Origin of the sequence: Brachyspira pulli, assembly GCF_036997785.1 — a bacterium.
In the GTDB taxonomy this organism is placed as follows: Bacteria; Spirochaetota; Brachyspiria; order Brachyspirales; family Brachyspiraceae; genus Brachyspira; species Brachyspira pulli.
In genome coordinates, this window is the sequence record NZ_JAWLQI010000083.1 from 1 (window position 1) to 11,592 (window position 11,592).

Here is an 11,592-nt window from a genome sequence, read left to right on the forward strand (position 1 = left end):
AAATTTTCAGTATATACTGAAAATTTTTAAGTTTGTCATTTTTTTATTCAACTTTTTCCCGCCGCAAAAAGTTGCAAAAAGTGCAAGGTATAAAATTAGTACTAAATCATACTAAAATTGTTTTACATGTAATATAAACTATTAATTTAAGCTAAAATATAGCCCTTTTGCTTCTTTGGGGCACCAAAAGAAGTGGGGGGCGGGGCAAAGCCCTGCAGATATTTAAAATTTAAAAAAATTATTTTTGACAAAATATAATTGTTTAGGTATATACTAAAATTTTTTTAACTTTCCTGTATATTCTAATTTTTATCAATCAATTTATTAAACTTGAATAATACAGGAGAGAGAATAAATGATGATAAAACTCCTATAAATAAGAATAAACCGAATGATTTAACAGGTATAAATCCGCTGAATGCCAAGGTACCAAAGGATAATACTGTTGTCATCATAGATAAAAATACTGCTAAAAATGTAATCTCTTTATCTGCTGCACTGTTTGAGAAAAATATTGCATAGTCAATTGATATTCCTATAGAAAGTATCAAAGCAAATATTGAAAATATATTTATATTCATTCCAAATATTGAATGTAATGATAAATTAATCAATATTGACATTAACTGAACTAATATTATAGCCAAAGCCTGTTTTTTATTAAAGAATATCATCACAGCTATGAATATTATTATATATGCAATAACAGCCATTTTTATAGCAGTTTTTGCAGTACTGTCTAATGCATCATTAATTTCTTGATTTAAATTAAATATCTTAACATCATTATTAGTAACTTTTATAACATCGTTAGTATTATAATCGCTTGTTGCTATAAGGAAATATTTATTATTATTTGTAGTGATAATCTTTTTTAAATCACTAAAATCTGGTTCTTCAATTATTTTATTTATATCAAGAATTTCATTTTTAGTATTTTCAAATTCTAATTTTATTTTATTATATGAAGCTTCATTTAAATCAAGTGCATTAATTTGATCTTTTAAAAGAGGCATTAATTTTTCTTCTACAAGTTTTATATTATCTTTTTGTCTTTCATCTGAATAAAGTACTCTTGATATAGACATATAGTTATTAGTAAAATTATCACCTATACTTTCTTCTGCCAATAATGCCTTTGAAAGAGTATCTCCTCTCGATATTATTATATTTTTTGCCAAAGATGTATTCAATCTTTTATAAACTTCTGTTTCACTCTTTAATAAAAAGTCTGGTGTATTATAAAGCTGATTGGCTGAAAAATTAACTTTTATCCTTGGTATTGATATTACAGAAATTAAAACTAAAATTATAAAAAGTATGGATACTGTTTTTATATTAATTATTTTAACATAACTATTTAATATATTTTTACTTCCATTTAATATAGAACTCTTTATTTCTCTTTTATCATTTTTAAATACTATAGGATATATTATGTTTACTGTCAAAAATGAACTTACAAGTCCGAATATAGAAAATAAAGCTATTTGTTTTAATAATGTAAGAGAAGTTAAAGATAATGATAAATAACTTATTATAGTAGTTAAAAAACCTAAAAGCATACTAGGAAATATTTTTTTTAATACTTCCTTTTTATCTTTTTCATTATACCATTCTGTTATAAAATGTATTGAATGGTCTATCGATATACCTATTAAACTTGTACCAAATACAAATGTAAATATATGCAAAGAATTAAAAAATATAGATGATAATAAAAATGCCGTACCGCCAGCCAAAAATATTGTACACATTGATACAATATAAGGCTTTATAGATTTAAATATAAAAATAAATATTATAGAAATAACTATCAATGATACAATAGATATAATAGTAATTTCACTCTTTGCACTCTTTTGACTATAATAAGTATGTATTGGAACACCTGATATATATACATTTATATCTTCATTACTTTCTAAATCATTTAAATAAGATGTAAGATTATCAAAAAAATCTTCACTGTCTATTTTTTTAGGCATGTCTATATTAATTAGAACATTGTATTTATTTTCATAATTTATAAATTGTATTCCATCTCTTGATTCCACATTATTTTCTGAAACTAGAATTTCATTTATTTTAGAATTAACAACAAAGAAAGGATCATCTTCAACATTATCAACTATAGGTATAAAGAACGGAGAATAAAAATTAGCAAGAGAATTTTCAGCAACAATATCTGCCTCATCATTCAATAAATAATCTCTTATCTCTTTTGAAAGAAGCTGATATTTATATTTGATCATCATTTCCAATATATTATCATAACTTTTAGAACGTAAATTCACAGCAACATTAGTATTTAAATCTTTTATATAACTTTCTAATTTTAATGCATTATCTTTTGCTGCATCAAAATTTTCACTTTCTATGAATATCTTTACGCTGCTTGAATTTTTTAGAAAGAAATCTTCTAATGGTTTTTGAAAATCTTTATCTTCAAGAAATTTAGGTGTTATGGATAAAAAATTTGTATCTATCTTTGCTATTTTATCATGTCTTATTATGAATACAGCAACTGCAAATAAATGAAAAAATATCCATAAAGCTATTAAAAATTTTCTCTTACTCAAAATATTTTGTCTCCTCAGGAGTTAAAGAATTAGATTTTGATAAAACTTTCATTATATATTCAGTTGTACTATTATTTGAAGAATACATTTTTATTTTTTCTATATAACCGGCAGAAGCAAAACTAACTTCTATTTTTTCTATTACTTTTTTTAACTCCTCAGTTTTAGGAGTATAAACAGTAACTCCATTTTCAGAAGTTTGATCAAAAGAATCCTTTATAGTTTTTTCATCATAAGTGAATATTGATTTTATTATATTAGCTATTTGAGAAAACATAGCATTGCTTGAATCTGCCATAACTTTCTTTTTACCGTTTGGAAGTATCTGAGTAACATTTTTATCTCCCATAACAGTGATTGATTCTTTAGGGCTTTTAGTAAACCAGCATATACCATAACCGCTTGCAACAATGAAATCACCTGAAGATTCAAAACTTCTTCCTTTCTGTGTAACTATTTGTGTATAAGTACCTTTTAAAAGTTTAGCATTCTTGTATTCGTCTTTAACTTGGCATAATAAAATAGAAGCCATTGCAATAAATATTATAAAAATTTTTCTCATTTTACACTTCCTAATATTATTTATATAGTATGATATATAATACAATAAAAACAAAAATTGTAAAAAAAACTTTATATTTAATTATTAATTCTTTCTATTCTTTCAATAAAATCTTTTGGACTATTTAAAAAACCTTTTCTAGTTTCTGAATCTATAGGCATTTGCAATGTAGATGATCTTGATATTATCTTATTATCTTCATCATAAAAAGTATATTCTATTTTCATGCCATTTAAATACTCTGTTAAAGCAGTATGAATTCTCACTTTTTGATTCAATTTAATAGAATTAATATATTTTACTTCCAATTTTACTATAGGCCACATTACACCTTTAGCAGTCATAATATCATAATTATAATCTATAATTTCAAGCATAGCCTCTCTAGCCTGCTCCATAAACTTTATATAATTGCCATGCCAAACAACTCCCATAGGATCTAAATCATAGAAAGAAGGTTTTATATAATAATCATTCTCTAAATAAATCTTTTTATTTATATTTTTACCCATAAATTAATTCCCCTTATACCAAAAATCATGGAAATTATACCATTGATAAGGATATTCTATAGCTTTTTGTTCTATAATGGAAGCAAATTCTTTAGTTAATTCTAATATAAGTTCATTTTTTCTTTTTCTGTTCTTTGATTCTTCACTATCCAACTTTATTTTTGAAGAATGTATATAAAAATTATATTTCTTTGAAAGTATTTTGTCATTCTCTCTTAAAGCGAAAAAATAATAAACAGGATATTTAAGAAGTATAGGAATCAAAAAAGCACCGCATGGAAAAGGAGCATCTTCTCCTAAAAAATTTATATAATTTACTCTGTCTGTTTTATTAGAAGTTCTATCACCTGCTATTGCTACTATTTCACCATTATTTAATTTATTTTCAATACTTATAATAGTTTCAGGGCCTATATTGGAAGCATCAATAAAATCTATAAAGGAATTATTTTTACCTTCACCCATTAATATATTAACATTTTTATTTACCCTAGAATCTATTATTATATTTATCTTATAATTTTTAATAGGATTGCCTTCATTAATAACAGCTAATGCCTTTAAAAGCTCAACATTTCCTATATGAGAAAATAATATTATCATGCCGTTTTTATTATTAAGCAATTCAATAACTTTCTCATAATCATCTTTAGTTTTTATTATCAAATCTTTTATAGGTATATCGCCGTTCCAAGCTGCTATTTTTTCTGAAATAGACACTACAAATGAAAGTAAATGCTTATATGAACAAATAAAATTAGACTTTATTTTTTTATTATATTTTGACATTCTTCTAAGATAATCTCTTGAAGCCTGCATTCTAGTTTTAGAATAGAAAAAATAAACAATACTTATAGGTATTAGGTATATTATTATAAACATTCTTCCTAATATTTTATAAACGAAAGCAGAAAATACTGCCTTCCACCTATTGCCTATTTCTTTTTCCTCACTCCAATGACTCATAAGATAAAACCTCTAAGCAAAATACAATTTGCCGTCTGAATATTTTTTATCTTCATCATATATCTTAAAAGAAAGTATATTATTCAAACAATGACATTCTATGATAACATTTGTATTTGGAAAAATCATATTTACGAATTTTAATTTTAAAAGTCTATTGATATCAAAATCTCTATTAAAAATATTTTTGGATATATCAACAGCAATCTTTACTTGAGCTATAGCGGGTAAAAGTTTAAAATTCTCAAAATGCCCATCAAAATAAGGCAAATTTTCACCTATAAAAAGCTTAACTTTAAACATATCTTGAGTATGTTCATCTATAGTATAATTAGCAATATCACTATACAATTTAATTTCCTTGCATTATAGCATCAAGTGCTTTTCTGTCTACCTTTCCAATCTCGCTTCTTGGAATACTGTCTACAAAATATATTTTTTTAGGTAAAACAACAGTTTCAAAATATCCTTTTAAATACTCAATAGTATATTTTTTCATCTCTTCAATATTATTATTGCTTCCATTAAGAACCACAAAAGAAACAACATATTCTCTTTTTTCAGATTTACAATATATAGTATAACTATCTTTAAAATGCTTATCTTGTAAAATTTGTCTGTCTATTTGCTGAACACTTATTCTTTTACCTTCAATTTTTACTATAGAGTCTTCCCTTCCTAAAAGTTCAAACTCATTTTCATTTTTCATATTAACAACATCGCCGACATGTATCCAAATATTATCACCTGTATAACCTGAACAGCATTCTATACTTCCATTCTCATCAACTTTCAAACTTACAACGCTTAATCTTGTCCATAATTCATTTTCGCTTCTTCTTCTAAAAGCCATTGCACCAGCTTCAGTACTTCCGTAAATTTCTGTAGCATCTGTATTAAACACCTCTTTACAAAGATCATTAACACTTTTATCAAGTACTCCTGTAGATGAAAATAAATACCATTTAGATTTTATTTTCAATGAAGATTTATCTATTCTCTTTAAAAATGCTGGTGTTGTTACTACTGTAATCTTATCATATTGTGCAAAATTATTCATAGTTTCTAAATAATTTATTCTGTTATTAATACATTTTAATTCCAACATATATGGAACTAATACTGCAAATACAAAACCATAACTATGATAATGAGGAACTGTATATAAGAATACAGAATCTTTTATTTCATCAGTAAATTGATTAACTATTTTAGTAGCTTCTGCCTCAAATTGCTTTAAAGTCTTTTCTATAAGTTTAGGGTGACCTGTTGAGCCTGATGTATAAAAATTGATATATACATTTTCATCAATAATAGTTTCTTTAAGCAAATCAAACCATTTATCATTAGTACTGCTGTTAAATACTTCGTCTAAATTAAAAGCAGATTTTTCAGTATCGGATATATAAATCATAGTATTGTCTACTATGCTTTCAACATATTTAGGGCTATTATTATTCAAAACATTAACCCTTTTTTTAAGTATAAATCCTGCTGTAATAATAGAAATAAATCTATAAGCATCTTCAATAAATACTGTAATAGTATCTTCTTTATATTTAGAAATATATTCCAAACATTTTACTATATCATTTACATATTCTTTATACTTTATAAAACTTTTATTTTCCTTATGAATAAGAAAAATATCCTCTGAATCTTTTAATAAATAAAAATTTGTATTGCTTAATTTTCTCATAATATTGTTTTTATTTGTTATCTGAATTTTCTCTTATATATTTAGCTAAAGTTGCAACAGAATAGAAATGTTTTTTATTGTTTTCTTCTATATCAGAAAAACTTATATTAAATTTCTTTCTAATAGCAACACCTATCTCTAATGCATCTATAGAATCAAGACCTAATTCATCTCCAAATAATGGAGCATCAGTATCTATATCATCTATTGTCATACCTTCTAAATTTGCTGCTTCTATCACTATTTGTTTTATTTGGTCTTCAATACTCATTTTATAATTCTCCTTAAAATAATTATTATCTAAAAATATAGAAAATCATCTTTTTGTTAATTCGATTTTACCCAATTTCAAATTAGTACTGTCTGTTGATATAAATTTTATAAAATCTATAATAGAATTTTCATCTTTTTTAGTGTCATTTTCTAACATATCAATACAAATATTAGGATTGTCTTTAGATATAAGAAAAGAACATGCAAAAGAATAATTAATGTCTTTAGATATTTCTTCGTAACTTTCCGGTAATCTTTCATCAGCTATGATTATAAGGGCTTCATTATGATTAGAAGTTTTTAAAAAAGCCATAGCTTGAACAAGTGCTGTATCTATAAAATTATCATAACAAGTAACGGCAATAGCTCTTTCATGATTTTGATAAAATATTGTAAGCTGTGCTACCGCAGTATTAAAAACAGAAAAACTGAAAAGAGCCGGAGAAACCTCATGTTCTGTAACTATCTTCTTTGAAATATTATATTGCTGCTTTATTTCTCCATATTTTGATACAAAAAATATAGGCATTTGTTCATTTTCTTTTATTATATTTTTTACAGATTCAAATGATAATTTAGTTATTTGACTAAGCCTTCTTTTTTGTGCCCTTGGTATAAAGTCTAAATCTGGATTAGTATCGCCATAAGTAATTTTTATATCATTATTTATATTGTCTAATATAAACTTTTTATCCATATCTGGAGCAAAAAAGTCCCAATCCAGCACTCTAAAACATAAATCCGACATAACTTTCCTAATATAAAAATCATAATTTCACTTTTAGAAATTATACTAAATTATAGTATAAAGTCAACTATTAATAATAAATCAGTACAAAATAAAAAAAGTAAAAAATATAAAAAAATGTTGACATTGGAGTGCACTCCAATGTTATAATTCTGCTATAAATAAGCAATAATGAACAATTTTATAACATTATTAGTTTCCATAAAGGGGATAAAATTATGACAATAGCAGAAGTCAGCAAAAAAATGGAATTATCCACTGATACATTAAGGTATTATGAAAGAATAGGAATAATTCCTGAGGTAGAAAGAAGCGAAAGCGGAATAAGAAATTATACTGATCATGATCTAGCTTGGATAGAATTTGCTAAATATATGAGAAGTGCCGGAATGGGTATAGAATCATTGATAGAATATATAAAGCTATACAATAAAGGTGATGCCACATTAGAGGCAAGAAAACAATTACTAATAGATCAAAGAGAAACAATAGTAAATAGAATAAATGAACTTAAAGAAACATTGGAAAAATTAGACTTTAAAATACAAAATTATGATACAAAAATGAGAGAATGTGAAAACAGACTATCTAAAAATAATTAATATAATTAAGGATTAAATATGAAAATACTATTAACTTTTTTTCTTTTTATAATGACAGCGTGCAATTCAGTATATGGAGATAATACAACTATGAACACATTAAATACATCTATTAATTTAAAAATAAATAATAAAGAATACAAATTAATACTTTATGATAATCAAACAGCAAAAGATTTTTTAGCTATGATGCCATTAACAATAACTATGAATGATTTAAACGCTAATGAAAAATATCATAATTTAAGTAAAAATCTTACAACACAATCATCAAGAGTTGGAAGCATAAAAACAGGTGACTTTATGCTTTACGGCAGTAATTGTTTGGTTCTTTTTTATGAAAACTTTTCAACATCTTATAGTTATACAAAAATAGGATATATAGAAAATACATCTGGACTTAAAGATACGCTTGGCAGAGGAAGTGTACAAATAACTTTTAGTGTTAATAATTAAAAAATTATAAAAATTACTATTGACATTGGAGTGAACTCTAATGCTATAATTTGAAAATAATTGATAATAAACTTGAAAAATTAGTGATAAGGAGTTTACTGATAATAATATAAAAATTTTGGGGTTCTTTTAAGTTCACTTAAAAGAGCCTTTTGCCCAAAATTTTTATTAGTAATAATAAATTATTAATAGCAACAATAGGAGTTATAGTATGAAAAAAGTAAAATTAAATAATGGACTTGAAATGCCTATTTTAGGATTCGGAGTTTTTCAAATACCTAATTATGAAGAATGTAAAAAATCTGTACTAAATGCCATTGAAGCAGGATACAGATATATAGATACAGCTTCCGCATACCTTAATGAAGAGGCTGTAGGAAAAGCTGTTAAAGAAAGCGGTGTTAGAAGAGAGGAGATTTTTATTGCCACAAAATTATGGGTGCAGGATGCAGGATATGAAAATACTAAGAGGGCATTTGAAGTATCCATAAAAAAATTAGGACTTGATTATTTAGACGTTTATCTTTTGCATCAAGCTTATGGAGATTATTACGGTTCTTGGAGAGCTATGGAAGAATTTTATAAAGAAGGGAGAATCAAAGCTCTAGGAGTATGCAATTTTGACTCTTTGAGATTGGTTGATTTATGCATGAACTTTGAAATAAAACCTGTGATAGATCAAGTAGAACTTCATCCTTTTTTTCAAAGGCAGGAATTAATAGAAGTTATGAAAGAGTACGATGTGCTTCCTCAGGCTTGGGGACCTTTAGCAGAAGCAGGACAGGGAATTTTTGAGAATGAAGTTTTATTAAAAATAGCAAAAAAATATAATAAAACTGCGGCTCAAGTAATATTAAGATGGAATATAGAAAGAGGTGTTATGATAATCCCTAAAACTGTGTATAAAAATCGTATGGAAGAAAATATAAATATATGGGATTTTAAATTGGATAAAGAAGATATGGAGGCTATAGTAAAACTAGATATAGGTTATAGTAAAATAATAGATCATACTTCTTACAAAACAGCAAAATTTTTAAATGAATATAAAATACATGATTAATTTTTAAAATTATAAAATAAAAAGGAGAATTTGCTATGCAAAAAGTAAAACTAAACAATAGTTTAGAAATGCCAATATTGGGATACGGAGTCTATTTAGTTGATCCTAAAGAATGCGAAAGATGCGTTACAGACGCTATAGAGGCAGGATACAGATTAATAGATACTGCTCAGGCATATTTCAATGAAGAGGGAGTAGGAGAAGCTGTTTCAAAATCAGGAATAAAAAGAGAAGAGTTTTTTCTAGTTTCAAAAGTATGGATTACAAACGGAGGATATGAAAAAGCAAAAGTATCTATAGATGAATCTTTGAAAAAACTTAAAACCGATTATTTAGATTTAATGCTTATTCATCAGCCTTTTAACGATTATTACGGAACTTATAGAGCTATGGAAGAAGCTTATAAAGAAGGGAAATTAAAAGCTATAGGTTTAAGCAATTTCTTTCCGGATAGATTTACAGATATTTCAAATTTTGCGGAGGTGCAGCCTGCAATTAATCAAATGGAAGTTCATATATTTCAGCAGCAAGCTAATTTCAGAGAACTGTTAAAAAAATACAATACTCAGCTTATGGCTTGGAGTCCTATGGCTAGGGGGGAAAATAATTTATTTGAAAACGAAGTATTAAAAAGAATAGGAAACAAATATGGAAAAACACCCGCTCAAGTTTCTTTACGCTTCTTAATACAAGAAAATGTTATAGTTATTCCAAAGTCTACACATAAAGATAGAATGAAAGAAAATTTTGAAGTTTTCGATTTTCAGCTTTCAGATGCAGATATGACGGAATTAAGAAAATTAGACAAAGGTACAAGTGCATTTGTTAATCATTATGATCCTAGCTTCGTAGAGATGATAATAAATTACGGAAAATAATGCTGAATAAAAAGTGTATAAACAACTAAATACTTAGCAGGAATATATTAAACGTTGTAAATTTCCTTAATAATAATTCCCGCTTATAATTTTTCACAATTAAAATTGAATGAAATAGAGTAAATTAAAAAATATATATAAATGTCTGGAAATAAAGATTATGAAAAAAATATTTTTATGTTTATTATTAATTATTATTAGTGCATATGTAACTTCATTAAATAAAAAAGCAGAGGCAAATACTAATATGGAAAACAATAAAAAAATAATTTTTAACTTTAATACAAAAACAGCAAAATTAAACAGCGGATATGAAATACCATTAAACGGCATAGGTACATATAGTCTGTTAAATGACAAATGCTACAATTCTGTACTTTTTGCTTTACAAAATGGTGTCAGATTAATTGATACAGCTTATATATACAGAAATGAAGAAGAGGTTGGAAAGGCTGTAAAAGATTCAAAGATTGATAGAAAAGATATTTTTATCATTACAAAATTATATCCTAATCAATATAATAATGCAGAAAAAGCTATAAATGATGCATTAAAGAAATTAAATGTAGAATATATTGATATGATGCTGCTTCATCACCCAGGAAATAATGATGTTGAAGCATATAAGGCTATAGAAAAAGCTATAAAAGAAGGCAAGATTCGTTCTGCAGGACTTTCTAATTGGTACATAAAAGAATTAAAAGATTTTATTCCAAAGATAAATATAATGCCTGCTTTAGTACAAAATGAAATACACCCCTATTATCAAGATACTGAAGTAATAGAATATATTCAAAGTTTGGGAATAGCTGTGCAAGGCTGGTATCCATTAGGAGGCAGAGGACATCAAAGAGAACTTTTAAATGATAAAGTATTAAAAGATATAGCAGCAAAATATAATAAATCAGTTGCTCAAATAATATTAAGATGGAATTTACAAAGAGGCGTAATTGTAATACCTGGATCAAGCAATAGAGAACATATAATAGAAAATACAGAAATATACGATTTTGAATTAAGTAATGAAGATATGAAAAGAATATCAGAATTAAACCGCGATGAAAAACATGATTGGTATTAAAGATTATTTAATTATTATACAATTAAAAATAGTTTATTAATAAAACTTTAGGAGGTATAAACATGAAAAAAAGAAAGCTAGGAGATTTAGAAGTTTCTGCAATAGGCTTAGGCTGTATGGGATATGGTGTAGTATATGATGAAAATTATGATAAAACAGAATTAATATCA

Annotated in this window: 13 protein-coding genes; 5 read left to right on the forward strand and 8 right to left on the reverse strand. The window is 25.7% G+C overall.

Annotated elements, in window-relative coordinates; genetic code table 11:
- Positions 1–302: 302 nt before the first annotated feature.
- The 8 genes from R4K56_RS13515 to R4K56_RS13550 all read right to left on the reverse strand — a co-directional run bounded on the left by R4K56_RS13515 (position 303) and on the right by R4K56_RS13550 (position 7,342).
- Positions 303–2,582, reverse strand: a complete 2,280-nt coding sequence (locus tag R4K56_RS13515; protein ID WP_335758554.1) for an MMPL family transporter — start codon at positions 2,580–2,582, stop codon at positions 303–305.
- Entirely contained in the window at positions 2,575–3,144 is a 570-nt protein-coding gene (locus R4K56_RS13520) for a LolA family protein (protein ID WP_335758553.1), read from the reverse strand. Before R4K56_RS13520 ends, R4K56_RS13515 begins: the two co-directional genes overlap by 8 nt.
- A gap of 77 nt (positions 3,145–3,221) precedes the next feature.
- The gene (locus R4K56_RS13525; protein ID WP_335758552.1) at positions 3,222–3,656 is read right to left on the reverse strand and encodes an acyl-CoA thioesterase; all 435 of its coding nucleotides are present in this window, start codon (positions 3,654–3,656) and stop codon (positions 3,222–3,224) included.
- Positions 3,657–3,659: 3 nt separating this feature from the next.
- A complete protein-coding gene (locus R4K56_RS13530) occupies positions 3,660–4,622 on the reverse strand; it encodes an LpxL/LpxP family acyltransferase (protein WP_297296999.1) in 963 nt (320 codons plus the stop codon).
- A gap of 12 nt (positions 4,623–4,634) precedes the next feature.
- Positions 4,635–4,973, reverse strand: coding sequence for an ApeI family dehydratase (locus tag R4K56_RS13535; RefSeq protein WP_335758551.1), 339 nt, complete (start codon positions 4,971–4,973; stop codon positions 4,635–4,637).
- Between the two features lies 1 nt (position 4,974).
- Positions 4,975–6,321, reverse strand: a complete 1,347-nt coding sequence (locus tag R4K56_RS13540) for an AMP-binding protein (protein WP_335772949.1) — start codon at positions 6,319–6,321, stop codon at positions 4,975–4,977.
- Positions 6,322–6,331: 10 nt separating this feature from the next.
- Complete coding sequence (locus R4K56_RS13545; protein WP_297297005.1) at positions 6,332–6,592, reverse strand: phosphopantetheine-binding protein; 261 nt, start codon at positions 6,590–6,592, stop codon at positions 6,332–6,334.
- 45 nt (positions 6,593–6,637) lie between these two features.
- Entirely contained in the window at positions 6,638–7,342 is a 705-nt protein-coding gene (locus R4K56_RS13550; protein ID WP_297297007.1) for a beta-ketoacyl synthase chain length factor, read from the reverse strand.
- Positions 7,343–7,560: 218 nt separating this feature from the next.
- Between R4K56_RS13550 and R4K56_RS13555 the strand changes: the two genes are divergently transcribed.
- The 5 genes from R4K56_RS13555 to R4K56_RS13575 all read left to right on the forward strand — a co-directional run bounded on the left by R4K56_RS13555 (position 7,561) and on the right by R4K56_RS13575 (position 11,422).
- On the forward strand, positions 7,561–7,944 hold the full coding sequence (locus tag R4K56_RS13555) for a MerR family transcriptional regulator (RefSeq protein WP_297297010.1): 384 nt from the start codon (positions 7,561–7,563) through the stop codon (positions 7,942–7,944).
- A gap of 18 nt (positions 7,945–7,962) precedes the next feature.
- Complete coding sequence (locus R4K56_RS13560) at positions 7,963–8,400, forward strand: cyclophilin-like fold protein (RefSeq protein WP_335772950.1); 438 nt, start codon at positions 7,963–7,965, stop codon at positions 8,398–8,400.
- Between the two features lie 211 nt (positions 8,401–8,611).
- Positions 8,612–9,463, forward strand: a complete 852-nt coding sequence (locus R4K56_RS13565; protein WP_335772951.1) for an aldo/keto reductase — start codon at positions 8,612–8,614, stop codon at positions 9,461–9,463.
- A 35-nt stretch (positions 9,464–9,498) separates the two neighbouring features.
- Positions 9,499–10,341, forward strand: coding sequence for an aldo/keto reductase (locus R4K56_RS13570; RefSeq protein ID WP_335772952.1), 843 nt, complete (start codon positions 9,499–9,501; stop codon positions 10,339–10,341).
- A 160-nt stretch (positions 10,342–10,501) separates the two neighbouring features.
- Positions 10,502–11,422 (forward strand): aldo/keto reductase, encoded by a 921-nt coding sequence (locus R4K56_RS13575; protein WP_335772953.1) that lies wholly within the window; start codon positions 10,502–10,504, stop codon positions 11,420–11,422.
- The last annotated feature ends 170 nt before the right edge of the window (positions 11,423–11,592 follow it).

Coding starts and splice junctions, on each gene's coding strand:
- R4K56_RS13555 (WP_297297010.1), top strand. CDS start 7,561: ATGACAATAGCAGAAGTCAGCAAAAAAATGGAATTATCCACTGATACA.
- R4K56_RS13530 (WP_297296999.1), bottom strand. CDS start 4,622: ATGAGTCATTGGAGTGAGGAAAAAGAAATAGGCAATAGGTGGAAGGCA.
- R4K56_RS13560 (WP_335772950.1), top strand. CDS start 7,963: ATGAAAATACTATTAACTTTTTTTCTTTTTATAATGACAGCGTGCAAT.
- R4K56_RS13570 (WP_335772952.1), top strand. CDS start 9,499: ATGCAAAAAGTAAAACTAAACAATAGTTTAGAAATGCCAATATTGGGA.
- R4K56_RS13525 (WP_335758552.1), bottom strand. CDS start 3,656: ATGGGTAAAAATATAAATAAAAAGATTTATTTAGAGAATGATTATTAT.
- R4K56_RS13520 (WP_335758553.1), bottom strand. CDS start 3,144: ATGAGAAAAATTTTTATAATATTTATTGCAATGGCTTCTATTTTATTA.
- R4K56_RS13545 (WP_297297005.1), bottom strand. CDS start 6,592: ATGAGTATTGAAGACCAAATAAAACAAATAGTGATAGAAGCAGCAAAT.
- R4K56_RS13550 (WP_297297007.1), bottom strand. CDS start 7,342: ATGTCGGATTTATGTTTTAGAGTGCTGGATTGGGACTTTTTTGCTCCA.
- R4K56_RS13575 (WP_335772953.1), top strand. CDS start 10,502: ATGAAAAAAATATTTTTATGTTTATTATTAATTATTATTAGTGCATAT.
- R4K56_RS13565 (WP_335772951.1), top strand. CDS start 8,612: ATGAAAAAAGTAAAATTAAATAATGGACTTGAAATGCCTATTTTAGGA.
- R4K56_RS13540 (WP_335772949.1), bottom strand. CDS start 6,321: ATGAGAAAATTAAGCAATACAAATTTTTATTTATTAAAAGATTCAGAG.